General features: G+C 31.5%; 26 protein-coding genes. 23 read left to right on the top strand and 3 right to left on the bottom strand.

Annotation, left to right across the window (positions count from 1 at the left end):
- Positions 1 to 233: 233 nt before the first annotated feature.
- Entirely contained in the window at positions 234 to 2,615 is a 2,382-nt protein-coding gene (locus tag RCH19_RS09965) for a glycosyltransferase (protein WP_343023093.1), read from the bottom strand.
- An 811-nt stretch (positions 2,616 to 3,426) separates the two neighbouring features.
- Here RCH19_RS09965 and RCH19_RS09960 point away from each other — a divergent pair.
- The 15 genes from RCH19_RS09960 (at position 3,427) to RCH19_RS09890 (ending at position 17,260) form a co-directional block, all read left to right on the top strand.
- Positions 3,427 to 4,893: a glycoside hydrolase family 130 protein gene (locus tag RCH19_RS09960; RefSeq protein ID WP_343023092.1), complete on the top strand. Its 1,467-nt coding sequence runs from the start codon at positions 3,427 to 3,429 to the stop codon at positions 4,891 to 4,893.
- Positions 4,894 to 5,063: 170 nt separating this feature from the next.
- Complete coding sequence (locus tag RCH19_RS09955; protein ID WP_343023091.1) at positions 5,064 to 5,675, top strand: TetR/AcrR family transcriptional regulator; 612 nt, start codon at positions 5,064 to 5,066, stop codon at positions 5,673 to 5,675.
- A gap of 3 nt (positions 5,676 to 5,678) precedes the next feature.
- Complete coding sequence (locus RCH19_RS09950; RefSeq protein WP_343023090.1) at positions 5,679 to 6,929, top strand: TolC family protein; 1,251 nt, start codon at positions 5,679 to 5,681, stop codon at positions 6,927 to 6,929.
- A 25-nt stretch (positions 6,930 to 6,954) separates the two neighbouring features.
- Positions 6,955 to 7,833 (top strand): HlyD family efflux transporter periplasmic adaptor subunit, encoded by an 879-nt coding sequence (locus RCH19_RS09945; protein WP_343023089.1) that lies wholly within the window; start codon positions 6,955 to 6,957, stop codon positions 7,831 to 7,833.
- 27 nt (positions 7,834 to 7,860) lie between these two features.
- Entirely contained in the window at positions 7,861 to 8,226 is a 366-nt protein-coding gene (locus RCH19_RS09940) for a hypothetical protein (RefSeq protein WP_343023088.1), read from the top strand.
- Entirely contained in the window at positions 8,226 to 9,122 is an 897-nt protein-coding gene (locus tag RCH19_RS09935) for an ABC transporter ATP-binding protein (RefSeq protein WP_343023087.1), read from the top strand. The genes RCH19_RS09940 and RCH19_RS09935 overlap by 1 nt, the downstream gene beginning before the upstream one ends.
- Before the next feature lie 39 nt (positions 9,123 to 9,161).
- A complete protein-coding gene (locus RCH19_RS09930; RefSeq protein ID WP_343023086.1) occupies positions 9,162 to 9,950 on the top strand; it encodes an ABC transporter ATP-binding protein in 789 nt (262 codons plus the stop codon).
- 166 nt (positions 9,951 to 10,116) lie between these two features.
- Positions 10,117 to 11,223, top strand: a complete 1,107-nt coding sequence (locus RCH19_RS09925) for an ABC transporter permease (protein WP_343023085.1) — start codon at positions 10,117 to 10,119, stop codon at positions 11,221 to 11,223.
- Between the two features lie 32 nt (positions 11,224 to 11,255).
- Entirely contained in the window at positions 11,256 to 12,377 is a 1,122-nt protein-coding gene (locus RCH19_RS09920) for an ABC transporter permease (protein ID WP_343023084.1), read from the top strand.
- Between the two features lie 176 nt (positions 12,378 to 12,553).
- The gene (locus tag RCH19_RS09915; RefSeq protein ID WP_343023083.1) at positions 12,554 to 13,348 is read left to right on the top strand and encodes a sulfite exporter TauE/SafE family protein; all 795 of its coding nucleotides are present in this window, start codon (positions 12,554 to 12,556) and stop codon (positions 13,346 to 13,348) included.
- 476 nt (positions 13,349 to 13,824) lie between these two features.
- Positions 13,825 to 14,208, top strand: coding sequence for a hypothetical protein (locus tag RCH19_RS09910; RefSeq protein ID WP_343023082.1), 384 nt, complete (start codon positions 13,825 to 13,827; stop codon positions 14,206 to 14,208).
- Between the two features lie 186 nt (positions 14,209 to 14,394).
- A complete protein-coding gene (locus RCH19_RS09905) occupies positions 14,395 to 15,795 on the top strand; it encodes an MBL fold metallo-hydrolase (RefSeq protein WP_343023081.1) in 1,401 nt (466 codons plus the stop codon).
- Between the two features lie 65 nt (positions 15,796 to 15,860).
- Positions 15,861 to 16,133, top strand: coding sequence for a rhodanese-like domain-containing protein (locus RCH19_RS09900; protein WP_343023080.1), 273 nt, complete (start codon positions 15,861 to 15,863; stop codon positions 16,131 to 16,133).
- 70 nt (positions 16,134 to 16,203) lie between these two features.
- Positions 16,204 to 16,494, top strand: a complete 291-nt coding sequence (locus RCH19_RS09895; protein ID WP_343023079.1) for a DUF202 domain-containing protein — start codon at positions 16,204 to 16,206, stop codon at positions 16,492 to 16,494.
- 202 nt (positions 16,495 to 16,696) lie between these two features.
- Positions 16,697 to 17,260: a TlpA disulfide reductase family protein gene (locus RCH19_RS09890; RefSeq protein ID WP_343023078.1), complete on the top strand. Its 564-nt coding sequence runs from the start codon at positions 16,697 to 16,699 to the stop codon at positions 17,258 to 17,260.
- Between the two features lie 427 nt (positions 17,261 to 17,687).
- On the opposite strand, the gene RCH19_RS09885 is transcribed toward RCH19_RS09890, so the two are convergent.
- Both RCH19_RS09885 and RCH19_RS09880 read right to left on the bottom strand, forming a co-directional pair.
- Positions 17,688 to 19,268: an NADP-dependent glyceraldehyde-3-phosphate dehydrogenase gene (locus tag RCH19_RS09885; RefSeq protein ID WP_343023077.1), complete on the bottom strand. Its 1,581-nt coding sequence runs from the start codon at positions 19,266 to 19,268 to the stop codon at positions 17,688 to 17,690.
- Between the two features lie 58 nt (positions 19,269 to 19,326).
- Positions 19,327 to 19,638 (bottom strand): rhodanese-like domain-containing protein, encoded by a 312-nt coding sequence (locus RCH19_RS09880; RefSeq protein ID WP_343023076.1) that lies wholly within the window; start codon positions 19,636 to 19,638, stop codon positions 19,327 to 19,329.
- A gap of 286 nt (positions 19,639 to 19,924) precedes the next feature.
- Between RCH19_RS09880 and RCH19_RS09875 the strand changes: the two genes are divergently transcribed.
- From RCH19_RS09875 to RCH19_RS09840, 8 genes are all read left to right on the top strand, one after another.
- Entirely contained in the window at positions 19,925 to 20,551 is a 627-nt protein-coding gene (locus tag RCH19_RS09875; RefSeq protein WP_121926456.1) for a Crp/Fnr family transcriptional regulator, read from the top strand.
- A gap of 356 nt (positions 20,552 to 20,907) precedes the next feature.
- Entirely contained in the window at positions 20,908 to 22,320 is a 1,413-nt protein-coding gene (locus RCH19_RS09870) for an MBL fold metallo-hydrolase (RefSeq protein WP_343023075.1), read from the top strand.
- A gap of 186 nt (positions 22,321 to 22,506) precedes the next feature.
- Complete coding sequence (locus RCH19_RS09865; protein ID WP_343023074.1) at positions 22,507 to 23,130, top strand: methyltransferase domain-containing protein; 624 nt, start codon at positions 22,507 to 22,509, stop codon at positions 23,128 to 23,130.
- Between the two features lie 201 nt (positions 23,131 to 23,331).
- The gene (locus RCH19_RS09860; protein WP_343023073.1) at positions 23,332 to 23,535 is read left to right on the top strand and encodes a hypothetical protein; all 204 of its coding nucleotides are present in this window, start codon (positions 23,332 to 23,334) and stop codon (positions 23,533 to 23,535) included.
- On the top strand, positions 23,532 to 23,834 hold the full coding sequence (gene trxA, locus RCH19_RS09855) for a thioredoxin (protein WP_343023072.1): 303 nt from the start codon (positions 23,532 to 23,534) through the stop codon (positions 23,832 to 23,834). Before RCH19_RS09860 ends, trxA begins: the two co-directional genes overlap by 4 nt.
- A gap of 125 nt (positions 23,835 to 23,959) precedes the next feature.
- On the top strand, positions 23,960 to 24,703 hold the full coding sequence (locus tag RCH19_RS09850; protein WP_343023071.1) for a TIGR00730 family Rossman fold protein: 744 nt from the start codon (positions 23,960 to 23,962) through the stop codon (positions 24,701 to 24,703).
- 673 nt (positions 24,704 to 25,376) lie between these two features.
- Positions 25,377 to 25,742 carry a transposase gene (locus RCH19_RS09845; RefSeq protein ID WP_343023070.1) on the top strand — a complete coding sequence of 122 codons (366 nt, stop codon included), beginning with the start codon at positions 25,377 to 25,379 and terminating at the stop codon, positions 25,740 to 25,742.
- A gap of 43 nt (positions 25,743 to 25,785) precedes the next feature.
- Positions 25,786 to 26,706: a transposase gene (locus RCH19_RS09840; RefSeq protein WP_343023069.1), complete on the top strand. Its 921-nt coding sequence runs from the start codon at positions 25,786 to 25,788 to the stop codon at positions 26,704 to 26,706.
- The last annotated feature ends 275 nt before the right edge of the window (positions 26,707 to 26,981 follow it).

Here is a 26,981-nt window from a genome sequence, read left to right as displayed (position 1 = left end):
CTTTAATCGCACTTAAATATTTGAAGAGTTTAATTATTATCGGTAAGAAATATTTCATCAACTACAGCAACCATCTCTACTATAATTATAAAAGTAAGTAAGACTTATTGTTCCAATAAAAAACCCATCAAAAACTATCTAATTAGTTTTTAATGGGTTTTAATAAAATTTTGTCAATCAATTAGACTATTTCTTGTTCATCAAAAATTTTCGAATTTGAAAATCTTCGATAATTATTTAATCACAATTAAGCTCCTCGCCGATTTCGTTTTATAGTTTTTATTAAGTTGAACTGGAAGAATGTTTTCCTTACAGTCATTAGTATTACTCTCTTTTAAATTTGATAAGGAGAAATGATAATGCTCGTCCGTTTTTACCTTGAATAACTTATTCCCTTTCGCTCTAGAGGTATACGTCTCAATAAGCAATCTAGCTGATAGATAACAAAGTGTTGATTCTGCACCTTGATTTAAATTTACATTCTCTTTCTCTAGGCCATCATAGCAACCTCCGGTAATAGGATTGTACATAATATGATTTAAATGATTATCTCCTAAAAACCAGTTAAACGCTTTTTTTAAATATTTTTTATACTCTGATTTGCCTAATGCTCTATAAAATATATCTAAAGCATGCATCATATAACTTGCTTCTATCGGCTGCTCACCGTAATTATGAGGAATAGCTCCTTTTTCATGCCAACCATTATTACTAATAATTTTGAATCGGCCATCTATGAACATTTTCGAAATTAAAAAATCCATGGATTCTACTGCTATCTCTTTTGTACGTTCTTCTCCCGTAATAAGAAAAGACAATAACAAAGCTTCTGGAAGAATACTATTAGCATACGTTAATTTATCTTCAAACCAATTCCAGTTTGCAGAACTTGTATGTTCATACATTGCTTGTAACTTGTGCGAAAGAAATATAATTTTATTTTTTAAATTCTCTGTCGGTACAACATTATAAGCATGATAAAAACCTTTTATCGCAAAACCAATCGCTCGAGGAGAATGCATCTCACTAACACAGTTCATAGCCAAGTTTAAAGATGAATTTGCTTTGTGTGTCATGTCATATGGAATAGTTTTTCCACTTAATCTTAAAAAATACCCCAAAGCCCAAATCGCCCGACCATTGGAGTCATCCAGGTTTTCATTGCTGTTACGATCTTCAACAGTATTGTTTTTATCTACATAATTTATAAATGTTCCATTTTCCAACTGACACCTACTAATAAAATTAAGGTAAGTATTCATGTAAGGAATATCAGAGCGATCTCCACTCAACTGATAATGTTTGCAGATAGTTATTAATGCTCTTGCGTTATCATCTAAAGTATAGCCTGAATCTAAATCAGGTTCTGATATCTTTGAAAATTGAATCATACCCATTTCGGTAGTCATCGTTTTCTGATGATCCATTTTTATTTTTGGATATGAAATTTTTATGTCGCTAAGTCCTTCTGCAATTTTTTGATACACGTTGATATGTTTAATAGCAGTGTTCTCCCAAGAAGTCTTAGTAGTTTTTGCATAAGCATTTATGGACATTGCATCTCTTAAACTTGAATCACTTAATAATTTCAAAGTTGCATCTGCAAATTGTTCGACATTTTGAATATCAGCTAAAATACCAACATCAGAAGTCAAACTTTCCATTGTATGAGGAATTTTACTAGCAACAATTGGGCAAGAACAACTCATTGCGTAAGAGAATGTTCCGCTAACCGCCTGATTTGGATCCTTAGATGTAAATAAATACACATCAGTAGCTTTTAAATAATCTAAAAGCTGATTCACCTCGAGATATTCATTCACAAATCGAACATTGTTTTCTAAATTTAATTCTGCTACTATTGCATCGAGAGAATTTCTATAAACGTCTACGTTATTGACAATAGTATTGGGATGCGTTTTTCCTAAAATTAAATAGAGAACATTTGGAAATTTTTCTACAATTTTTGGAAGCGCTCTCAAACCAGTTTCGATACTTTTTCCTTCACCAAGTAATCCAAAAGTTGAAAGAACGATTCTATCTTCAAAATCAAATTTTTTCTTAGCTTTTTCAGTAGTTTCATAGTCTACCAAGTGTGTTCCATGAGGGACTAATGAAATATCATTCTCTGCGATATTGTAATCTTCTATTAGTATGCTTTTTGATTTATTAGTCATTACAAAAATCGCTTTCGAATAACTGCAAAGCAATTGCACAACTGCCTTTAAATCAGGATTAGGATTAGGAAGCACAGTATGAAAAGTGTATGCTACTGGTTTTTTTAACTCCTTCAAAAAATCTAAAATATAATCTCCGTACTGACCACCAAACAAACCAAACTCATGCTGAATGTGCACTAATTTAACATCAGGATCACTATTTATTTGAGAAGCAACTTTTACATAAGCTTCTTTTTCTTTAGAAGGCAAATGATATGTAGATGAAGCGCTTGCCTCACCAGAAAAAGTTATTTCGCAAACTTCACTAATTATACTTTTCCCATAAATTTTATTAATTGCATTAATAGTATCCTCCGTAAAAGTGGCTATACCACAATGCGTAGGAGGAAAAGTAGAAAGAAAAACTATTTTTGAATTTTTTGAGAGCGTTTTCATCTGTATTGGAAAATTATATTAATTCAGTGCTTCTATTTATATCGTCTAATATTAGATTACTATCTAAATCAGTTGGATATTGTAAAAATTGATTGATGCTTGTTTTATTGCTGTGTGACTGATTCCCCTTAATTAATAGAGACGTAAGCTTTTTGTACATGCCCGAACGGATGGAAAGGACATGCGCCATTACAGCTACTTCAGCAACCTGACACCCGTGTTCTTCGTTTAATCAAACATCGAATCAATTTTATTATCATATTTTAAAACAATAAATATGTAGTCAAATCTTTTTTTATTTTTATTTCTAAATCAATAAAAATAAATTAAAAAAAATTGTTTTTAAATGTATTGTAAAGCTATAAATAGTTCACTGATTGCTAGTTATACAATTATTTCAAATCCTTATACTATTTACATATTTGTCTTAAACAAAACTTAAAAAGAATGAAAATTGTAACATTGGAATAATTTTATACTATTTTTTTGTAGCTTTGAGTTAGTTCCATTTATAAGTTGCTATTAAATAGTAAATGATTTAGAGTAATAGTAATTAATACTAATTCAGTAATGCTATCTAACTCTTTAAAAAAGTGTGAATGAATTAATAATTTTTTATAGACTTAAGCATAAGTTGTAATACATAAGGCATCAATTAACTTAAAAAAATTGCAAGGTGATTTGCAATAGAAAAGTTCTTAGTAGTTATTTCTAATAAATTTAATAAAACAAAAGTTCGCATCATTCAAGCGAAAAACAATCCCCGAAATTGTAATAAACCCCAAACAAATTATTAATTAAAATACATTTTATGCGAGTTCCCGTAATAAGAAAAAATACAGTTTTTTATCCAGATGCTAAAAGAGTAGTTGCGAGATATTTTATGAATGGTGATGAACGTACGCAAAATTTAGTGAGTCGCATTATGATGTTAGATGAAAAGCAAGTCTCAGTAAGTCTAGAACATACGTTAAGGGAATTTGCGAGAAGACATCGAAACATTTCTAAAATATTTTTCTCCCATTGTGAAAGAATAAGAGGTATTATCGAAGGAATGCAGATCAATTATAATGAATTGACAGATGAACGTAAAATGTTAATTGGTTCCTATTGCACTATGGAGTATGCGATAGAATCGGCAGCATTTTTTAATCCTTCTATTGTCGAGGATTTGGACCAATCTGATTTAGAAGAAGGTGAAACGCGAGTAATAATTTCTTTTAGGGCAACGGGTGAAGGGCATATTTCTTCCATCGTTTTTAGAAGAGGAATTTTAGACAAGAATAACAATCTCCGCGTAATGAAAATTGGAAATCATATTGATAAGGCTGAAATCCAACACAAAACTCTATATAACAAAGAGCGTTTTCTCAATAAGCTAGTTGAAATGAATATACCTCAAAAATATTCACACGATATTATGCAAAATTTACCTGAGGAATTTGAGTACTCAGTTCTACATGAATTATTAAATAACGCACTTAGAGATCCATTAATTGGTCATAATAGAAAGACTGCGTTAGAAGAAATAATTTGGTTATCAGATTCTTTTTATGATATCCAATTCAAGCACGATTCTGATTTAACAGAACGCGTTATTTTTCCAGTATCAGATTCAGAAAGTCGCGGTATAGAGGATGCACGTTTCGTTCGTTTTACAGATGATGACAACACAGTAAAAGTAATGGCAACTTACACGGCATACAATGGCCATGTAATTTTACCTAAACTGATTTCTACTGAAGACTTTTACTCTTTTAGAGTAATGCCGCTCTACGGAACAGGAGCTAAAAACAAAAATTTAGCATTATTTCCTCGAAAAATTAAAGGGAAATACGCAATGCTCTCCCGAATTGATGGTGTAAATAATTATTTAATGTATTCGGATAGACCAACACAATGGAATAATCCTGTATTACTTCAAGAGCCCAAATACTGCTGGGAATTTACGCAAATTGGAAACTGTGGTTCACCACTATGGACTACTGAAGGTTGGCTAGTTATCACGCACGGTGTCGGTGCTATGAGACGATATTGCATAGGTGCCTCACTATTTGACTTGGATAATCCTTCAATTGAAATTGGGCGTCTTAAAGAGCCTTTATTATCTCCTCTTGAAGATGAGCGCGAAGGATATGTTCCCAATGTTGTTTACTCTTGTGGATCAATTATTCACAACAATAACCTTATCTTACCTTACGCAGTATCTGATTATTCCTCGACTTACGGAGTTGTTGACCTTGCCGAATTGCTAACTGCTCTAAAGAATAGTAAGTAAGATTTTAAAGGATTTACAAGGACCCAATTTTACTTTACAAACCATGTTTCAGAGAAACTTTGTTAAAGTTTTATTTTCGAAACAACTATAAAAAAGTAAGAAACCGTCATTTGATGGTTTTTTTTGTATACATTTGTTAACCGAATGGTTAAACCATATAATTAAATCAGATGACTAAGGAGAAATCAGAAAATACGGAAATAGAAATACTTAATGCTGCTAAAGAAATATTTCAGCAAAAAGGAATGGATGGTGCTAGAATGCAAGAAATTGCAGATAAAGCCAAAATTAATAAAGCCCTCCTACACTATTACTATCGAAGTAAACAACTCCTTTTTGAAGCCGTATTTAAAAATGCATTTTCCCTACTCGCTCCTCAGCTTAATAGCGTGCTTAATGATGAAAGTGATTTATTCGAAAAAATAAGGAACTTTACTAATAGTTATATTTCGTTTGTTATTAAGCATCCCTACTTACCCAATTTTGTTATTCAAGAATTAAATAAAAATCCAGAATTCGTTTTAAAATTACGGGAGCAAAAAAACTTTCCCACCATTGATACTTTTAAAACTCAGGTAAACGACGCAATTAAAAATGGAGTTATTAAACCTATAGAAGCGGAACAATTATTTATTAATATAATTTCAATGAATGTTTTTCCTTTTATAGGTAAACCGTTATTAATGGCTTTGACTAATACAGATAAAAAAGAATATGATAGAATAGTTCAGAAACGCAAAACTGAAGTGGCAACATTTATAATTGACGCGATAAAAATTTAGAAGATGAAAAAGAAGTTAATAATAGTATTTCTATTTCTGCTACCACTGCTTTCGAGCTCACAAAACATCTTGACTTTGCAGGATTGCTATTTAATGGCGGCAAAAAATTATCCTACTGCAAAGCAAACAACTCTATTAGATCAAAAATCAAAATTTGAAACAGAAAGTATCAGCAAAGGAAAACTTCCAAAAATTGACCTTAATGCGCAAGCCACATATCAATCTGATGTTATAGGTTTTCCTTTGTCGATGCCTAATTTAACTCCGATAAATAAAGATCAGTACAGAGCCACATTAGATATCAATCAATTAATTTATAATGGTGGAATCATTGATGCAAATTCAAAACTAAAAGAGTCACAAATTAAAACACAACAGCAACAAATTGAGATCACGCTATATCAATTGAAAAGCCGAATCAATCAATATTACTTTGCTGTTTTACTACTTCAAGAAAAAAAGTCGTTATTAATTTCGAAAAATGAATTGCTATTATCGAAAGTTAAAGAAGTAAAATCAGGAGTGAAATTTGGTGCTATTCTCCCCGCGTCTGAATTAATCTTAGAAGCGGAATCGTTAAAGATCAAACAGCAATTAACGGAAATAAAGTTTGAAAATGAAAAGATAGTTCAAAATCTTTCTGAGCTAACGTTTTCACAGATAGATTCACAAACAAAATTTGTACAACCACAAGTTTCTGCTTCGACCAGCAGTACCATCAGACCGGAGCTTACATTTTTCGAATTACAAAGTGAACAATTAGAATTTTCGAAAAATTCAATAGCGAAATCAGTTCTGCCAAGAATAAACGCATTCGGTCAAGCAGGTTATGGAAATCCAGGTTTAAACATATTGAATAATACGTTTCAACCTTTTTATGTAGTAGGATTAAAAGCAAATTGGAATGTTTTTGATTGGGGAAAAAACAAAACGGATCAAAAAGTTATTCAAATCGCTAAAGAAATTGTCCTGTCAGAGAGAGAAACATTCGAATTAAATACAAAAATGCAATTACAAGAAATGCAATCAGAAATTAATAAAACTATTGAATTACTTAAAACGGATGAGGAAGTAATTGAAGTTCGAGAAAAAATAGTCAAATCAGCAAATGCTCAGATGAAAAATGGAGTAATTACCACATCAGAATACCTTACGGAATTAACTAATTTATTCGAGGCAAAAAGTTTTCTGAAAACACATGAAGTACAATTGGCTGCAGCCAAATCAAACTTTGAACTCATTAAAGGAAATTAAGAAAGTAGCAAATACATATTTATAAATGAAAAATATCAGTTTAATAATAGCACTCGCAATAGGATTATTTTCCTGTAGCAAAAATAGTGAAAAAGCGGATGGTTACGGCAATTTTGAAGCCACAGAAGTTACAGTTTCTGCGGAAGCGAATGGGAAAATAGAGTTTCTTGACATCCAAGAAGGCGATCTCGTAGAACCAAAAAAACAAGTTGGTTTAATTGATACCATCCAACTTTATTTAACAAAGCAGCAATTACTTGCTTCCAAAAATACAGTCTCATCAAAATCAGCAAATGTGTTATCTCAAAAAAGTGTTCTGCTACAACAACTTAAAACTGTAAAATTAGAGAAAGAGAGAATAAGAGGCATGTATGATGAGAACGCTGCAACGAAGCGTCAAGTTGATGAGATAGATGGAAAAGTAACTGTAATTGAGGCTCAGGTAAATGCTGTTGGCACTCAAAATGCGCCAATAATTAGCGATTTAAAATCTATCGATGTCCAAATTGAGAAAATAAACGACCAAATTCAAAAGAGTAAAATAGTAAATCCAATTCAAGGCACCATATTGTCCAAATACGCTGAATCTGGCGAAGTAACCGCTTTTGGAAAACCATTATATAAAATTGCCAACATTTCAGACATGACTTTGCGCATATTTGTTAGCGAAACTCAGCTACCGCAAATAAAGATAGGGCAAGAAGTAGCAATAAAAATTGATGCAGTAAATGAAATGAAATCTTTTAAGGGAACTATTTCTTGGATTGCTTCACAAGCAGAATTTACGCCTAAGATTATACAAACTAAAGAAGAAAGAATAAATTTAGTTTACGCCGTCAAGGTGAAAGTAAAAAATGATGGAAGCCTAAAAATAGGAATGCCAGCTGAAATGTGGATCAAATAAAAAAGACAAATAATAAAATTTAATATCATGAAAAAAACAATCGTACTACTATCAATCTTCGCATTATTCAGTTGTAAATCAGTTCCTGTAGAGCCTGTAAGAACAATGAATTTAAAAGATTTGCATACGGAACAGAAAGACGTACAAACTGCGCTTCTATTTGCTCCATCAGAAAATAAAGTGATGTCTCTACAAATAGAAAAAGGAAAGCAATTAGCAGAACATATAACTAAAGTTCCAGCACTTTTAGTTTGTGTATCAGGGAGCGGTAACTACGGAGATGAAAGCGGCAGAAAATTGTCATTAAAATCAGGTGATTACGTAAAAATTGAACCAAATATTAAGCACTGGGTGGATGCGTATGAAAACAGCAATTTTCTATTGATAAAGTAATGAGTATTATAGTTCATAACATATCAAAATCATACAAAGCTGTTAAAGCACTTGATGCTGTTTCTTTCAACGTGGAAGAAGGAGAATTATTTGGTTTAATAGGTCCTGACGGAGCAGGAAAAACAACTATTTTCCGCATATTAACCACGCTCTTAATTGCAAATGAAGGAAATGCCTCCGTCTCTGGTTTTGATGTTGCAAAGGACTTTAAATCAATTAGAAATTCTGTAGGCTACATGCCTGGCAAATTTTCTCTATATCAAGATTTGACAGTTGAAGAAAATCTAACTTTTTTCGCTACTATTTTTGGAACAACTATCGACGCAAATTACGACTTGATAAAAGATATTTACGTTCAAATAGAACCATTTAAAAATCGAAGAGCTGGAGCATTGTCAGGTGGAATGAAGCAAAAATTAGCTTTATGCTGTGCATTAATTCATGCTCCAAGAGTATTGTTCCTCGACGAACCTACAACTGGAGTGGATCCTATTTCTAGAAAGGAATTTTGGGAGATGTTAAAGAGATTACAGCAAAAAGGAATTACTATTTTAGTATCAACGCCTTATATGGATGAGGCGTCGCTTTGTGATCGAATTGCCTTGATTCAAAATGGAAAAATTTTAAAAATAGATTCGCCTGAGAATATTATAAAAAATTACGAAAAAATTATTTATGATGTTTCCACAAGAAATACGCATTCATTAATACATGATTTAAAAAATTATGCTAGTCATTATAGTGTTTACGCTTTTGGAGAATACATTCATTATATAGATAAGAATAGTGATTTTGACAGTACTAATCTCAGGAAATATCTGGAAGATAAAAATCATACCGAAATAGAGATTAAAAAGGCGAATATTACGATCGAAGATGTATTTATGGATTTGTAATTGTAAATCAAAATTTCATAAAATTGTTATTTACTGAGTATGAATAATCAAGAAATAAAACCGCAATCAGAATTTAGTTCTCGCGTTATCGATGACGCAAAAGAGAAAATTATCTCTGTTCAAAATTTGACTAAAAAATTTGGTGACTTTGCCGCAGTCGATGCTATCTCTTTTGATGTTTACAAAGGTGAAATATTTGGCTTTTTAGGAGCGAATGGCGCCGGGAAAACAACAGCAATGAAAATGCTGATTGGAATTTCAATTCCCACTGCAGGAGAAGCTCAAGTTGCAGGATTTGATGTTTTGACTAATGCTGAAATGGTTAAAAAAAATATTGGCTACATGAGTCAAAAATTTTCATTGTATGATGATTTAACCGTTAAAGAAAATATTGTTTTTTTTGGAGGAATCTATGGACTATCTCGAGCAGAAATTAAAATTAAAACTGCAGCACTTGTCAAGGAATTACAAATAGAAGCCATCATAAATAACTTGGTCGGCTCCATGCCTTTGGGTTGGAAACAAAAACTATCTTTTTCTGTTGCATTGCTGCACGAACCTAAAATAGTTTTTTTAGATGAGCCTACAGGAGGGGTTGATCCTATAACAAGAAGACAATTTTGGGAAATGATTTACACTCAAGCTTATAAAGGAACTACGATTTTTGTAACAACACATTATATGGATGAAGCCGAATATTGTGATAGAGTTTCGATAATGGTAGCAGGAAAAATTGAAGCATTAGACACACCAAAGAATTTAAAGAAGCAGTTTAATGTAGAAACAATGAACGATGTGTTTTTAAAATTAGCTAGAAATATAGAATAGCAGTATATCAAAAGTCGAACAGCTGATAATTAAGATTTAAAAAATAAAATTTGCGGATTAGCAGCACTAAAAAACAGGTAATAATCTTTAGAATCTGTTTTTAAATTAAAAAACTTCTCAATCTATGCTTTATGCTCGTCAAGTTTGCGATTAAAAACTTCATAAAATGAAACGATTTATAGGTTTTATAAAAAAAGAATTTTACCATATTTTTAGAGATAAACGATCGCTGTTTATTCTATTTGGTATGCCTATAGCTCAAATATTACTTTTTGGTTTTGCAATTACTAATGAAATTAACAACGTCGATATTGCAGTTTTAGATCATTCAAAAGACTTCGAAACACAGAAAATAATAAATAAATTAAAGTCATCGCCTTATTTTAGCATCGAAAATCAACTTGATAGCGAAAAGGAGATTGAATCAGAATTTAAAAAAGGTAAGGTTAAAGCAGTCCTAATTTTTGAACCTAATTTTAGTCAAAATTTAGTAACTAAAAAATCAGCAACCATTCAAGCTGTAACAGATGCCACTGAACCAAATGTCGCGAATACAATAGCAAATTATACTGCGGCTATAGTTCAAAATTATCAATCCCAAAAAAATAGTTTAAGTGGCAGTCCTGCCTCCGTAGAAGTGCAATCACGAATGTTCTACAACCCAGAATTAAAAAGTGTTTTCAATTTTGTTCCAGGCGTTATGACTGTGATACTAATGTTAGTTTCTGCAATGATGACATCGATCTCCATTACCCGCGAGAAAGAACTTGGCACAATGGAAATCCTTTTGGTTTCACCTTTGAAACCCTTTCAAGTTATCATTGGAAAAGTATTTCCATACGTTTTCTTATCGATAATTAACGCAGTTGTAATTTTGCTTTTAGGATATTTCGTTTTTAAAATGCCAATTAACGGAAGCCTATTTCTACTACTATTCGAAAGTATTCTCTTCATCATATCAGCCTTGTCATTAGGGATATTAATCTCTACCATCTCAGACTCGCAACAGACCGCAATGATGTTATCTCTAATGGGACTAATGTTACCCGTAATAATACTTTCTGGCTTTATTTTTCCTATAAATAGTATGCCAGTGCCCATGCAAGTAATTAGCAATATTATTCCGGCGAAATGGTTTATTATAATCGTAAAAGCGATTATGCTTAAAGGTGTAGGGATACAATATATCTGGAAAGAAACTCTTGTGTTAATTGGAATGACGCTCTTTTTTATTGCTTTGAGTATTAAAAAATATAAAATTAGATTAGAATAATTGGTCCCCTATTTATACTTATTATTATTAAAATGAGAACAATACTATTTATTGTACAAAAAGAATTCAAGCAAATTTTTAGAGATAAAAACATGCTTAAATTAATATTTATTTTGCCCATTTTACAATTATTAATATTGTCAAATGCAGCGACTTTTGATGTGAAAAATATCAACATTACTTTTGTGGATAATGATCAAAGTACGGAATCAAGAGCTTTAATAAATTCGTTCAAGGCTTCCTCCTATTTTAACCTTACAGCACCACTTTTTTCTGAAAAAGAGGCAGTTGAAGAAATGCAAAAAGGAAACACAGATATAATTGTAAATGTACCCATTCACTTTAGTCGCGCTCTAATAAAAGAACAACGTGCCAGTATTTCAGTGACGATCAATGCCATTGATGCTGCAACTGCCGGTATTGAAAATGTATATGTTTCACAAATTGTAAATGCTTTCAGTAGAAATATTTTTACTAAATCTAATTACTTTTCTAGCAATAAGGAAGTTCCCGAAAACATACTTGTTATTCCCTCTTTTTGGTATAACAATACGCTCAATTATAAAACTTTTATGGTGCCAGGAATATTAGTTTTATTAGTAACGATGCTGACTTTGTTTTTGTCATCTATGAATATTGTTAAAGAAAAAGAATTAGGAACCTTAGAACAAATAAATGTTACACCAATAAAAAAGCATCAATTCATCATTGGCAAACTCTTTCCTTTTTGGATATTAGGTTTAATAGTATTGACCGTTGGGTTACTTATTTCGAAAATGGTTTTTAACGTTCCAATGTTAGGTAGCATCACACTCATTTATCTTTTCACATCGGTTTATTTACTGTTAGTTTTAGGAATCGGGCTTTTTATATCAAATCATACTGACACCCAACAACAAGCTATGTTTATTGCCTGGTTTTTTATGGTAATTTTTATTCTGATGAGCGGTCTATTTACTCCAATCGAAAGTATGCCTAAGTGGGCACAGAAGATTACATTGATAAATCCAATCCGTTATTTTGTAGAAGTAATGCGAATGGTAATGCTCAAAGGCTCTAGTTTTGTAGATATTATTCCGCAATTTATTATTATTTCTTTATATGCTTTTGCTATGAATGGCTTATCGGTGTGGAGTTATAAAAAAAGTAATTAATAGTTAATAATAGTTTGCTCTTTTTCAAAAAGTGAAGCTGTTAAAAACGGTAGTATACATCAATGAAGAGAATAAATAGTATTTAAATTTCAAAGCCAATTAAGTAAAAAAATTACCTTTGGCACTAGTTTTACTTATACTATGAGGAGTACTAATTAAAAACTAAAATTAAATTTATGGAATATGTTGGTTATTTCGCGTCAATACTTATTGGCGTAGCATTAGGTTTAATTGGAGGTGGCGGAAGCATATTAACCTTACCAGTTTTGGTCTATCTTTTTGCGATAGAACCAGTTGTAGCTACAGCTTACTCGTTATTTATCGTAGGACTTACAAGCGCTGTAGGAAGTGCAAATTATTTTAAAAAGGGATTAGTTAATATAAAAACAGCGATCGTCTTTGGTATTCCTTCAATTATTTCTGTTTTTCTTACACGCGCCCTACTCGTACCTGCAATTCCCGACATCATTTTTTCTTCGGGAAATTTTACTTTTACAAAAGATCTTTTTTTAATGCTATTTTTTGCATTGATAATGATTTTTGCTTCTTACAGCATGATTAAAAAAGATAAAATAAAGTTAGAGATAGAACCTGAAATACAAAAGTTCAATTATCCAATTATCTTAATCGAAGGTGCTATTGTTGGTGTTGTTACTGGTCTCGTAGGTGCTGGAGGTGGTTTTTTAATAATCCCTGCATTGGTGATTTTAAGTAAATTACCAATGAAAGAAGCGATAGGAACATCACTTGCAATTATAGCGGCCAAATCACTAATAGGTTTTTTTGGAGAAAGTAGTGAGAGCGCAATCAACTGGCAATTCCTATTTACGATTTCAGCTTTTGCGATTGTCGGAATTTTTATTGGAACAGCACTTAGTAAAAAAATTGACGGTAATAAACTTAAACCTGCATTCGGATGGTTTGTATTAGTCATGGGAATCTACATCATAACTAAAGAACTTTTCTTTTAAAACGAACATTCATCAGCTAAAAAGATAGTATAGCTAAATTTTTAAATTTATTAAAAATACTAAAATCAATATGACTTTTTGAATCAAGTTTTACTCTAGCAAATTTTTGATTAAAAGATATCTGAATCTCTTCATTTCCGATAAACGTAGAACGATTTACGTTTACAATATCTTAAAAATAATGGTTACTATTATTTTCGACGAGAAAATAAAAATTTTTAATTTACTGAATATAAGACGTTTGTACTAAAATATTATTAATTTAGTGTAGATTTTAATTTAACCATTTTATAAAACTACTAAGAAGTTAAGCACTTTTAAATCTTTAGCTTTGACTAATAGTATGACACGCAATTCCAAGAGTTAAGTATAAAAAAAATGCAATTTTAATATTCATGGTAGACTTCTAATCTATTTTAAAATCGGCAAAATTATAGCTCCATTCAGTACACTTTTAATTATAAAAAAATAGCATCATGGAAACAACGAAAACAATTTATGAGCTACACGAAGAGCATAAAACTTGGTTGAACAAGCTTTTATTTTATAAAGATGAACTATTTATAATGGAAAATAGAATCTCGGAGATTGCGGAGAAAAATACCTCTATTGAAGTTCGCACAATAATAGATTATTTTTATAATCAAATAAGTATTCAGAAAGAAGAAATTGATTTTATAAAGCATGATATAAACAGCCATGAAGCATTTTTAGAAGATGCGCTACGCAAAAACCACAATTCGATCCAAAATGATAAATTTTTAGATCATAAAAAGCATAGAGAGAGCGTTACCATATTTGAAAAATTATTTAGAGAGCTACGAGAGGAATTAATTGAGTTTTTAAGTAAATGGATGTAAAATAAGATTTTTTAAGGATTCTACTTAAAAATTTGAAGTCTAAAATAGATGTCAATATATTAATTATTACGCTCTTGTAAATTACAGTATAAGTGGTCGCTTAGAAATAGTAGTACTTTGTAACATTAGTCACGCTGAATACCGAAAATAGATTCTAAATTTGTAAAGTACTTTAAAATAAAAGATATGTTTTTTCAACACGTTTACGACAAGACACTTGCACAAGCAAGCTATTTCATAGGATGCCAAAAAGCAGGCGTTGCAGCAGTTATAGATGCAAAAAGAGACGTGGACACGTACCTTGAAATTGCAAAAGCTAATAATATGAAGATTACTCATGTTTTAGAAACACACATTCACGCCGATTTTCTAGCTGGTTCAAGAGAACTAGCTGCTCTTACCGGTGCAGAAATGTATCTTTCAAGTGAAGGCGGTCCTGACTGGCAATATGAGTTTCCTCACACAGATATTATAGATGGTAGTATTCTAAATTTAGGAAATCTGAAGATAGAAGTAATACACACGCCAGGTCACACTCCTGAGAGTATTAGCTTTTTACTAACCGATTCTCCCGCAAGCGAAGAACCAGTAATGTTGTTTACAGGAGATTTCGTATTTGTAGGTGATGTAGGAAGACCAGATTTACTTGAAAAAGCAGCAGGTTTAAAAGGCACGCAAGAAATTGGCGCTAAGCAAATGTACCAATCCATTAAAAAATTTGAATCTTTACCTGCTTATATTCAATTATGGCCAGGTCATGGCGCAGGATCTGCATGTGGAAAAGCTCTTGGTGCCGTTCCAAGTTCTACAGTTGGTTACGAACTTATTAGAAATTGGGCTTTTCAGTACGATGACGACGAACCTGGATTTATAAAATATTTATTGGAGGATCAACCAGAACCGCCAAAATATTTTGCCATGATGAAAAAATTAAACAAAGTTGATCGTCCGCTTTTAACTTCAGTTCCAAAATTAAAAAAAATAGATTCTATAGAGTTGTTAAAAGCTTTAGCAGAAGGAGTGAAATTAATTGACGCACGGGACAAGACAATTTTCTCTAAAGGATTTATTCCAAAAAGCATTAATATTCAAGGAAACAATTCTTTTGCTACTTGGGCGGGTTGGTTTTTAAGTTATAACGAGCCGTTTATTATGCTCGCAGAAGAAACGCAATTAGAAGACCTTACTAGAAAATTAATGCGAATAGGATTAGATAATATTCAAGGCTATATTCCATCAACTAAAATATGGGAGGACAATGGCGGAAAGCTTGAGAAAGTAAACCAAATTAATATTGAAGATTTTAAAAAATTAATATCCGACAAGGATTCTCAAATAATAGATTTACGCAGCGCCACTGAATATAATGAAGGCCATATAAAAGGTGCTACAAATGTTTTTATAGGTGCTTTAATGGATAATTTAGATAAAATAAGTAAAGACAAAAAAGTAGTCATACATTGTCAGGGAGGCGATAGAGCAGCAATTGGCTATTCGTTATTAGCTAGAAATGGTTTTACAAACATTGTAAATTACTCTCCTGGAATGAACGAATGGAAAAGTCAAAACAATTTAGTGGTACAATAAAAATACCGTTTAAATTAAAAATATTTTAAAAAGAGAAAAATAATAGTATTTAAAATTAAAATAAAATGGAAGAAAAGATAGTGAAACATGCATTTTTAGTAGATGTTCGTACAGTAGAAGAATTTTCAGAAGGGCATGTCGCAAGCTCAACAAATATTCCTTTAGATCAGTTATTAGATCATATTGATGAATTTAAAGGAAAAGAGCAAATAGTCGTTTTTTGTAGAAGTGGTAATCGCAGCGGACATGCAAAGATGATTTTAGAGCAGAATGGTTTCAAAAATGTAATCAATGGAGGCACGTGGCAAGAAGTAGATGAAGCAAATAATAAGTTATAATTTCTCTAACTTAATTGATAAAAGATTTAATAAGTAGGGAGTTTGAATAATTAAAGATCCAACAATAACGATGAACAAAGATTTAATTTTAAGGGAAAAACTAGCTTTGCAAAGAACTATTTTAGCAAATCAATCCACCCTCCTATCCTTTTTAAGAACATCCATGTATTTTTTGATTGCTGGCTTAAGTTTAAGAAATTTACTTAAGGTCGAAAACAGCTTAGTAATTGAAGTAGCACTTTTTATTGCGGCTTTTGCAATCTTTGTGATCGGAATTGTTAATTTTCTGAAGCATAAAAAATCAATTATAAACAATAGGAAACATATTGGTGAATACCACTTAGAATACAACAAATTGTAAAATTATTTTGAATATTTAAGGATATTTAAAGGATGAAATGTTCGTTAAACTACGATATTAAGACTGATGAAAAATTGCTAACAGGGTATAATCTGTAAAACAATGAATGCTTTTGCAGTTAGTGCAATCATTTCAAACAAGAATATTGAATGATAATTATTAAAGTAATTTATTAGAAAAGAATTACCAAACAAAAACAAAATTGAAAACATCAAAAAATAAAATATTTAAAAATATTGCTTTTTTAGTATTTATAGCACTTTTTTTATTTACTCCTTTGGGAACCTTTGTCAAAGTTCAACTAAACCGATTAATTGTATTCGCTCCAAAAACGATTGAAGTCCAAGATCAAAAAGTACTTTCTACTTATCAATGGCAACTCGTGAATGCAACAGGAAAAAATGTATCACTAGAGGAATTCAAGGGGAAAATAATATTCATTAATTTTTGGGCTACTTGGTGTCCTCCTTGTATCGCTGAAATGCCTAGTTTACAAAAATTATACAACGATTATCAAAACAAGGTTGTGTTTTTATTTGTCACCACCGACCCTTTCGAAAAAGCTAATAAGTTTTTAGATAAAGAAAAATTAAGTTTACCAATTTTTCAGCCACTATCAAATCCACCATTGGAAATGGAATCATCTACAATACCTGCAACGTACGTTATTGATAAAGAAGGAAACATCATTGTAGCAAAAATTGGGACGGCAGACTGGAATAGTGATTCTTTTCGTAAAAAAATTGATGAATATCTTCAAAAGTAAAAATTTCTTGGAAGATGTTCGAAAGCTTTACATGTGAAAAAGCAAACATTTTTATTAATTCAAATGATAAAATGTTTGCAGTAAATAGCGCACTAAAAAATACATCACAATTCCTACTATCAAAAGTGTAATAAAGCAACTAATTAAATTAAGCATCACATTAGGTATAAATTTCAACCTACGGTGAGTCAATATCGGTTCTCTGCGAAGTCTTTCGTGAATATTTTCTTTGACTATTAAAATTTTATTTTTGATACTATTGTGTTTAAGATAAATTAGTCCTTGAATTTAGTTTTAGGAAGTGCAATATTAACATTCGAAGTTACACATTATTTAAGAAAAAGAACAATAATTAATGTAATTACATAGTCAAAAAAAAAGCCGAGTCAAAAAATTGAGGCGGCTTTACTATTATATTAAAATTTTGCTATAAAGTATAATCTGTATTAATAAAATTAGATTCCTTACTGTCTAATAAAGCTTGGAGAATTCCATTATTATAATCATTGTCCTTTGAAGCAACAAAGGTTCTTATTGAGAAAGAACGCAATGCATCATGTATACTCAATGTACCTACAGCTGAATCTTTGCGTCCAGTAAATGGATACACATCAGGTCCACGCTGACATGAACTGTTTAAATTCACTCGACAAACTAAATTCACTAAAGTATCAATTAAAGGTGCAATTGTTTTAATATCTCTTCCAAACAAACTTACTTGTTGTCCGTAATTTGATTCTGCCATATCATTTAATGGCTCTTGAATGTTCTTGAAAGTCATAACCGGTACAACTGGACCAAATTGCTCTTCATGATACACGCGCATATCTTTATTTATAGGAAACAAAACTGCTGGGAAAATGTAGTTCGTCAGGTGTTTTCCACCCTTTTCATTTAGTATTTTCGCACCTTTTTTAACCGCATCATCAATTAATTCTTGAATATAAGCAGGCTTCTCTTTTTCTGGAAGTGGTGTCAAAGTCACTGATTTATCCCATGGGTTTCCGTAAACTAATTCATCAACTTTCTTAGCAAAACGTCTATTGAATTCATCAGCAATCGTTTCATGTACATATAAAATCTTCAAAGCTGTACAACGCTGACCATTAAAAGACAAACTACCAGAAATACATTCTTGAATAGCTAAATCTAAATCAGCATCTGGTAAAATAATAGCAGGATTTTTAGCTTCTAATCCTAAAATTAAACGCAATCTGTTCTTATTTGGATGTTGGTCTTGCAAAGCAATCGCCGATTTACTGTTACCAATTAAAGCTAAAATATCAACTTTTCCTGATTTCATTATTGGAGAAGCCACTTCGCGTCCTCTACCGTAAACAATGTTAATGGCACCTCTTGGAAAACTACTTCTAAAAGCTTCTAATAGAGGAGAAATTAATAAAACGCCATGCTTAGCTGGTTTAAAAATTACTGTATTTCCCATTATCAAAGCAGGAATCAAAAGCGAGAACGTTTCGTTTAAAGGATAATTGTATGGTCCAAGACACAATACTACTCCCAGTGGTCCACGGCGTACCATAGCATTAACCCCTTGACTTTTCGTAAAACGGGAACTATTCCTGTCTAATAATTTATAATCTTCAATAGTATCATAAATATACTCTACGGTACGATCGAATTCTTTTTCAGAGTCAGGAAGAGATTTTCCAATTTCCCACATTAAAAATTTAACAACCTCAGTGCGTGTTGCTTTCATTTGAGTAACAAAATTCGACATACACTTGATTCGATCCGCTACTTTCATTGTTGGCCATAATCCTTGACCATTATCATAAGCTTTACTTGCTGCATTCACTGCCTCAAGAGCTTCACTCTCTCCCATAAATGGTATAGAACCTAATATAGTTGGCGCATATTCATCTGTAGAAGAAATTGTTGAAAAAACAGCTGTTGTCTGGCCTTCCCATTTTTTCAATTCTCCATCAACTAGGTAAGTATCTTGATTTAATAATGTAGTAATCTGAAATTCTTGTGGTATTAAACTCATTTGAAGGTTTGTTATAGTTATAATTTTGGTGTTTTAGAAAAGCTTTTTATGTCTTTTTTTATGGCTGTATTATTTCTCCGTCCCATTCAGTAATGCCTCCTTCTAAATTGTAAGCGTTTTCAAAACCCAATTGATTCATGATTTCGCAAGCTTTAGCACTTCTCATTCCAGAACGACAGTAGACATAATAATTATTATTTTTATCTAAATTTTCGATAGCATCTATAAATTCCTGTCCACTATGAATATCGATATTTATTGCACTGGCAATATAACCTTCATTAAATTCATCCTCGGTTCTTACGTCCAAAACAACTGCTTTTTCATCAGATTTATATTTTGAAACCCAGTCTTCTTGTGTTAAATTCATAATGATATTTTTTCTGTAAAATTACAATGTTTTTATGCAGTAAGCCAAACACCCATAGTTAAATGGAAAATATTTATAAGAAAACGTTTTCGCAAAACAGTAACTATCAAATAAGGATCAGAAATTCGTTCTTTTTTACGAAATCGCAAATTCTCAAGGCCTTAGCTAATTTATAAAATTATAATCACAATTAGATATTCGTAAGCCTTTTGAGAACTCAATATCGAGATTTTGACCGTAAATTAACGTACTTTTACAAAACAAACTATTGAAAAAAAACATTTTAATGCTTACTTCTACAAAAAATATATTTCCTTCCTTTTCTACAGAATTAGTAAAAGAAATTGAGACAAATGCAGTTATTCAGTCATTTGAAACTGATACTGTAATAATTAGAACAGGACAATATATCAAAAATACGGTTTTAGTTATCAGCGGAAAAATTAAAGTATATCGAGAGGATGAAAACGGAGGAGAATTTTTCATGTACCATCTCCAGCCAGGTCAAGCGTGTGCAATTTCAATGATATGTGCAACCAAAAATGAAAAAAGCCAAATCATGGCAAAAGTCGTAGAGGACGTTGAGTTAATCATGGTGCCATTACCATTAATGGATAAGTGGATGATGCAACATCGAAGCTGGTACGAATTTGTAATTGACACGTACAGAAGCAGGTTTGAGGAAGTTCTTGAAGTGATTGATAATATAGCTTTTAGAGCGATGGACGAGCGACTTGAGTTTTACTTAAAACGTCACGCGGAGGTATGCGGATGCAAAGAATTAAAGTTATCACATCAAGAAATCGCAACAGAATTGAATACTTCTAGAGAAGTTATTTCTCGTTTACTAAAAAAAATGGAACAACGCGGACTAGTAACTTTATACCGAAATAATATCGAACTGTTGAAATAAACTGATTAGTGAAAAATAGCTTAAGCTTTTATTACTCTAAATCCTCTATTTTTTTCGAATTTCAATATTTACCATTATAAGTAAATATCACACAAAGCAGCTAATTAAAAAGTAGATCTTAGACTTTAATTAAATCAATTTATTTAATTTTAAAGATTGTTTTTAAATAGCATTAATCAATTTGTTTATTTTGGATTCCTACCGATAATAAAAAATAGTACCCTTTCAACTTCCTACGAAAAAAATAAAAAACTTATAAAACCCTTACTGATTCAAAAGTACCAATGTAACAATTGTCACTTTATATCTAAAAAATTAGAGGTAAATTTGTACTATAAATATAAAAGAAAACTATCATGCAAATAGAGCAAATATATACTGGATGTCTAGCGCAAGGAGCTTATTACATAACTTCTAATGGAGAAGCTGCGATTATAGATCCATTACGCGAAACCAAACCCTATTTAGAAAGATTAGAGAGAGACGGAGTTAATTTAAAATATATTTTTGAAACCCATTTTCATGCTGACTTTGTATCTGGCCATATTGACCTTAGTAAAGAAACTGGTGCGCCTATAATATATGGTCCAAATGCAACATGTGAATTTGATTGTATTTCTGCTGTAGATGGTCAAGTATTTAATGTGGGTAAAATTAAAATAAAAGTAATACATACTCCAGGACACACTATGGAGAGTACAACATTCTTACTAATTGATGAGAATGGGAAAGATCATGCTATTTTCTCTGGAGATACATTGTTTATTGGTGATGTAGGAAGACCAGATTTAGCTCAAAAAGCAGCTTCAATGACACAAGAGCAGCTAGCTGCAATTTTATTCCATTCTCTTAGGTCGAAAGTTATGACGCTTGCTGATGACGTAATTGTTTATCCAGCTCACGGTGCTGGAAGCGCTTGCGGTAAGAATATGAGTAAAGAAACGGTTTCTACAATAGGTGAGCAAAAAAAGACAAATTATGCCTTACGAGCAGATATGACTGAACAAGAGTTTATTAAAGAAGTTACCGATGGTTTACTACCGCCACCTGCTTATTTTGGCATGAACGTAGCGATGAATAAAAAAGGTTACGATAGTTTTGAAAATGTTTTAAACTTAGGTATGCGAGCTTTATCAGCAGTAGAATTTGAAGCTGCTGCCGAAGAAACTGGAGCATTAATGCTAGACACTCGTAAAAATGGAGTATTTGCAAAAGGTTTTATTCCACAGTCTATTAACATTGGAATAGATGGTGATTTTGCTCCGTGGGTTGGTGCTATGATTGCTGATGTTAAACAGCCAATTCTAATAATCTGCGAAGTTGGTCAAGAAGAAGAAACTGTGACAAGATTAAGTCGCGTTGGGTTCGATAATCTAATGGGCCATCTTGAAGGTGGATTTGAAAGTTGGAGAAAATCGGGTAAAGAGATTGATACAATAAACAGAATTTCAGCGGAACAATTTGCAAAAGAACTAAAAGTTGGCGAAAGCAAAATTATAGATATTCGTAAAGAAAGTGAATATAGTGCAGAACACGTTGAAGAATCGTATAGTAGACCTCTTGCTACAATAAATGACTGGATAAAAGATATTGATTCGAAAGAACATTTTTATATGCACTGCGCAGGTGGTTATAGAAGCATGATTGCAGCCTCAATTTTAGAAGCGCGTGGTTATAGAAATTTCACAGAGATTGAAGGTGGTTTTAATGCCATTTCTAGAACTACCTTACCAAAAACTGACTTTGTTTGTCAAAGTAAAGTATTGTAAATGAAATTTCTATTATTAAAATAGCAGAAATTAGTAGTGCGATTTTTATAAATTTAAAAAATCGCATTGCTACATTTATTAATAAATGTTTCTTTGATGCAATATAAATATGTGACCTTTTTTACAAAGCAAAGTATTATTTACATATAATATATTAGTGGTAAAAAAATATTAAAAACTTACTAAATGGACAATAACAAATGCTGTACTAACTCTAAAGAAAACAAATTAGACGCAGACTATTGGGATGATCAATACAAAGCTAAAAAGACAGGATGGGATTTAGGAACTGTTTCACCACCCATTAAGTCATACTTTAATACTTTAAAAGACAAAAATATTGCAATTCTAATTCCTGGATGCGGTAATACTTATGAAGCAGAATATTTGCTTGTTAAAGGTTTTACAAATATTACTATCATTGATATTGCACCAACATTAGTACAAGAGTTAAAAAATAAATTCGATAACAATAAAAGTATAAAAATAATATTAGGCGATTTCTTTTTACATAATGGCAAATACGATCTAATTATTGAACAAACTTTTTTTTGTGCGTTGTCTCCACATTTACGTGAAAATTATGTTTTAAAAATGCATCAATTATTATCAGAACAAGGTGTATTAGCAGGACTGCTATTTAATAGAACATTTGAAATTGGACCTCCTTTCGGTGGCAATAAAGAAGAATATCGCGAACTTTTTAAGTACTATTTTGAGTTTCTTAATTTCGATCAATGTTACAACTCTTTCGGACCACGAACTGATTCTGAGTTATTTTTCGAATTTAAAAAAAGAGTTATTCGTTAGTTAAAATTTACAAATAAACAGATTCGCAATATCCAAAGCTTAGAGACAAATAAAGAGTAAATAGGAAAAGAATAACTTATTAAAGATTTATAGAGTACATATTGCATACAAATAACTATTGAGTTCGATTTTTTAAATCACAAATGCCGGAACAAATACGAACTATTAACTTTTACACCGGAACACTTAAATACTAATAAGATGAAAGATTTACTTTTAAGAAATTGGCATCCTATGCGATTCGCTCGCTTAGCATTTTCAATATTTTTATTTATTCAAGCATATATTTTAAATCAATGGTTTTTTATAGCTTTTGGTTTATTTTTCTTGATTCAAGTAATTTTTAACTCAGGGTGTGGTGTGAACGGATGCGCTGTGCCAAACAAAAAATATAAAAGAAGATGAGTAAATTTGATACAATTATTAATTCCGAAAAGCCAGTTTTAATAGACTTTTTCGCCACTTGGTGCGGACCTTGTAAAATGCTAGGACCCATATTAAAAGAAGTTAAAGATAGTTTAGGCGAAAGAATATCCATAATTAAAGTAGATGTAGATAAAAACCAACAGATTGCTTCTAAGTATCAAGTTCGCGGTGTCCCAACTATGATCCTATATCAAAGAGGGCAACAATTATGGAGACAGTCAGGCGTACTAACTAAGCAAGAAATAATTAAGAATATTCTTGAGAAAAGCAATAAATAAAATTTTAATTAAAAAATCTGTTCTAGAGTCATTATTAAAAAAGCTATTACTCTAATTGGATAAAGATGTTTATAGAAACTTAATTCTAAAACTCACCTTTACTATTTAAACTACTATAATCTTTTATGGCAAAGGAAAAACAATACCGTCTTTCAAAAACGGAATCATTATTTGTTAAAGCACCTCTTTCTAGATTAAAAAATCTTTCGTTTGTGTTCCAAGTAGGATATCACTTTATAAGATCATTTCAAAAGATGCATTTTATCGGACCGTGCGTTACCGTTTTCGGTTCTGCTCGCTTTGGCCCAGAGACGGATCATTACCAAAGTACTGAAAGAATTGCTGCAGGAATAGCAAAGTTAGGATTTACTATAATGACTGGCGGAGGTCCGGGTATTATGGAGGCTGCAAATAAAGGAGCATACGAAAATGGTGGCTATTCTGTTGGAACAAATATTGTTTTACCTAGAGAACAAAAACCAAATCCTTACGTGCATAAATGGATTTATATCCCTTACTTCTTTGTTAGAAAAGTAATATTAGTAAAGTATTCATATGCCTTTGTAGTGATGCCAGGCGGAATAGGAACTTTGGATGAATTATTTGAAGCACTTACTTTGGTTCAAAATAATATTATTGACGATTTCCCTATAATTATTTTTAATTCGGTTTATCACGAGGATATTATTAATCACATGCAAAAGATGGTTGATGATGAAAGTATCAGCCCAGAAGATATGAATTTACTGTTTGTAACAGATTCTGAAGAAGAAGTAATTAATCATTTAAGAAATCACGCAATCAAACAATTTGGTTTAAAGCGAAAAGAATATAAACCAAAGTGGTGGTTAGGAGAGAAGAAGAGATAAAATTATCAATTTACTAGTCATAAAAATTATAATCATTTAGTTATATTCATAAAACTTGAATACTTTAAGAAATGATTTTTTTATTAATTGAGCTTAGTCTTTTTTTAAAAGAATATCTCTCTTAAAGTAATACTGTAAACAATTCAGAAGTTCCAACTAAGAAGGCACAAGATTTTTATAATGTATTCCTATGAAACTTTTGCCCACTCTACTTAGATTTGGGTTTAAGATCATAAATATTTAACAGTAACACTGAAAGCTGAATTTAAGAAAGTAGTGACAGATAATCTATAAAATTTGGAAAAACTAAAATTCCCATTTAGTAATAAAAATAGAAACCAGACATTTAATAAAAATTTTATTAGATTCTAAAGTCCCAACCAGTTCGAAAAGAAAAAACCCTTCATCTTACTAAGTAAGGGTTTTTAAAGAAATGCGACGACATACTCTCCCGCATAACTGCAGTACCATCTGCGCAGGCGTCCCGAAGTTTCGGGATTTACTTCTCTGTTCGATCAGTTTTTAATTAATTCCCAAAGTTTCATAAAACAAAAAACCTATCATCTAAATGATGAAGTATTTTTAAAGAAAGGCGACGACATACTCTGGATCAATACATAATGTTGTGGGGAAATATTAAAATCTAGATATTTGTGATTCCAAATTATAGCAAATGCAAGATTCCTACAGCGAACTAATCAAGTTACTATTACCCGAAATAATTGTTGAATACTTTGAATTGACCTCTTATAAAAAGGAACAGGAGATACTTCATTTGTATCTAAAAGAGATTAATTCGATTCCCAAAGAATACAGACCTTTTAAATTAAGTTCAAAAGGCTTCTTTGATGAGATAACTGTTCAGGATTTTCCTATTCGTGGACATCAAGTATACCTGCATATTACTCGTAGAAGATGGCTGAACGAAGACACTGGAAAAGTAGTTTTTAGAGATTGGAATTTAGTAGCTGACGGAACTCGTGTAACACAGGAGTTTGCGTCTTTTTTAAAAGAGATCAATAGATTCCAACCCAAATAATTGTAAAGCTATAGCCTCTTTCTATGGGGTTTCTGGAAGAAATTTGCAATATCAGTACAAAGATTACCTAAGTGATTTTAAAGCTTGGAAACAAAAGTCGCACGCAAAACAATGGCTTATTTTTCCTGAAAACATTGGAAAAAGATTATCAATAGATGAAACGTCTCTCTCTAATGGCGAACTCTATACTATTGTAACCAATAAAGCTGGCAAAGGTAGAAAGGGAACTATAGTAGCCATGATTGCTGGAACCAAAGCAGAAACAGTAATTGCTATACTAGAAAAAATACCATTAAAGCTAAGGAATTCAGTTACTGAAATAACACTCGATATGGCGGCTAACATGGGTCTTATTGCTAAGAAATGCTTCTCTAATGCAGTAAGAGTTACGGACCGATTCCATGTCCAAAAACTAGCGCTCGAAGCTTTACACGAAATCAGGATTAAATATAGATGGCAAGCAATTGACATCGAGAATGATGCTATTGAAAAAGCTAAATCCACAAAAGCTAAATTCGAACCCAAAATACTATCAAACGGTGATACCATTAAGCAACTATTAGCTAGAAGCCGTTATATCTTATATAAAAACAAATCAAAATGGTCTGAAAACCAATCTGAAAGAGCGAGATTTTTATTCGAATTGTATCCTGATATTGAAAAAGCATACCAGCTATGTCAAGACTTACGAAATGTTTTTGAGAATACTACCGATAAAATTTACGGTCTAAGTAAATTAGCTCGATGGCATGAAAAAGTAGCTCAAGCTGAGTTTAAATCATTTAATACAATATCTAGATCAATACAGAATCATTATCAAACAATCTTAAACTATTTTGATAACAGAAGTACCAATGCTTCAGCGGAATCTTTCAATGCTAAAATAAAAGCTTTTAGATCTCAATTTAGAGGAGTGAGAAACATAGAATTTTTCCTGTTTAGACTAACGAACATATATGCCTAATTTTTGCTACTCCACAGGTTTTCGTTATGATCCCAGAAAAGTTGATTTCTTCCTATTTAGATTAACTAAGTTATTTGCATAATCCCCAACTTTTGTTCTTGATCCTAAATTCTAATGGTAAGGGTTGAATTAAATATATTTTACCAACTTTTTATAAAACAAAAAACCCTATTCACATAAATGAATAGGGTTTTTAAAGAAAGGCGACGACATACTCTCCCACATAACTGCAGTACCATCTGCGCAGGCGGGCTTAACTACTCTGTTCGGGAAGG

This window comes from Flavobacterium sp. PL12 (assembly GCF_039123485.1).
Classification (GTDB): Bacteria; Bacteroidota; Bacteroidia; order Flavobacteriales; family Flavobacteriaceae; genus Flavobacterium; species Flavobacterium weaverense.
Note: the sequence above shows the minus strand (reverse complement) of the source record. Positions and strands in the feature narration are given on the sequence as shown.

Excerpts from the sequence above, each read along its gene's own strand:
- RCH19_RS09875 (WP_121926456.1), top strand. The coding sequence starts at position 19,925 with ATGCTTACTTCTACAAAAAATATATTTCCTTCCTTTTCTACAGAATTA.
- RCH19_RS09885 (WP_343023077.1), bottom strand. The coding sequence starts at position 19,268 with ATGAGTTTAATACCACAAGAATTTCAGATTACTACATTATTAAATCAA.
- RCH19_RS09870 (WP_343023075.1), top strand. The coding sequence starts at position 20,908 with ATGCAAATAGAGCAAATATATACTGGATGTCTAGCGCAAGGAGCTTAT.
- RCH19_RS09900 (WP_343023080.1), top strand. The coding sequence starts at position 15,861 with ATGGAAGAAAAGATAGTGAAACATGCATTTTTAGTAGATGTTCGTACA.
- RCH19_RS09860 (WP_343023073.1), top strand. The coding sequence starts at position 23,332 with ATGAAAGATTTACTTTTAAGAAATTGGCATCCTATGCGATTCGCTCGC.
- RCH19_RS09850 (WP_343023071.1), top strand. The coding sequence starts at position 23,960 with ATGGCAAAGGAAAAACAATACCGTCTTTCAAAAACGGAATCATTATTT.
- RCH19_RS09915 (WP_343023083.1), top strand. The coding sequence starts at position 12,554 with ATGGAATATGTTGGTTATTTCGCGTCAATACTTATTGGCGTAGCATTA.
- RCH19_RS09895 (WP_343023079.1), top strand. The coding sequence starts at position 16,204 with ATGAACAAAGATTTAATTTTAAGGGAAAAACTAGCTTTGCAAAGAACT.
- RCH19_RS09865 (WP_343023074.1), top strand. The coding sequence starts at position 22,507 with ATGGACAATAACAAATGCTGTACTAACTCTAAAGAAAACAAATTAGAC.
- RCH19_RS09905 (WP_343023081.1), top strand. The coding sequence starts at position 14,395 with ATGTTTTTTCAACACGTTTACGACAAGACACTTGCACAAGCAAGCTAT.
- RCH19_RS09935 (WP_343023087.1), top strand. The coding sequence starts at position 8,226 with ATGAGTATTATAGTTCATAACATATCAAAATCATACAAAGCTGTTAAA.
- RCH19_RS09920 (WP_343023084.1), top strand. The coding sequence starts at position 11,256 with ATGAGAACAATACTATTTATTGTACAAAAAGAATTCAAGCAAATTTTT.
- RCH19_RS09955 (WP_343023091.1), top strand. The coding sequence starts at position 5,064 with ATGACTAAGGAGAAATCAGAAAATACGGAAATAGAAATACTTAATGCT.
- RCH19_RS09880 (WP_343023076.1), bottom strand. The coding sequence starts at position 19,638 with ATGAATTTAACACAAGAAGACTGGGTTTCAAAATATAAATCTGATGAA.
- RCH19_RS09845 (WP_343023070.1), top strand. The coding sequence starts at position 25,377 with ATGCAAGATTCCTACAGCGAACTAATCAAGTTACTATTACCCGAAATA.
- RCH19_RS09925 (WP_343023085.1), top strand. The coding sequence starts at position 10,117 with ATGAAACGATTTATAGGTTTTATAAAAAAAGAATTTTACCATATTTTT.
- RCH19_RS09960 (WP_343023092.1), top strand. The coding sequence starts at position 3,427 with ATGCGAGTTCCCGTAATAAGAAAAAATACAGTTTTTTATCCAGATGCT.
- RCH19_RS09910 (WP_343023082.1), top strand. The coding sequence starts at position 13,825 with ATGGAAACAACGAAAACAATTTATGAGCTACACGAAGAGCATAAAACT.
- RCH19_RS09965 (WP_343023093.1), bottom strand. The coding sequence starts at position 2,615 with ATGAAAACGCTCTCAAAAAATTCAAAAATAGTTTTTCTTTCTACTTTT.
- RCH19_RS09945 (WP_343023089.1), top strand. The coding sequence starts at position 6,955 with ATGAAAAATATCAGTTTAATAATAGCACTCGCAATAGGATTATTTTCC.
- trxA (WP_343023072.1), top strand. The coding sequence starts at position 23,532 with ATGAGTAAATTTGATACAATTATTAATTCCGAAAAGCCAGTTTTAATA.
- RCH19_RS09930 (WP_343023086.1), top strand. The coding sequence starts at position 9,162 with ATGAATAATCAAGAAATAAAACCGCAATCAGAATTTAGTTCTCGCGTT.
- RCH19_RS09950 (WP_343023090.1), top strand. The coding sequence starts at position 5,679 with ATGAAAAAGAAGTTAATAATAGTATTTCTATTTCTGCTACCACTGCTT.
- RCH19_RS09940 (WP_343023088.1), top strand. The coding sequence starts at position 7,861 with ATGAAAAAAACAATCGTACTACTATCAATCTTCGCATTATTCAGTTGT.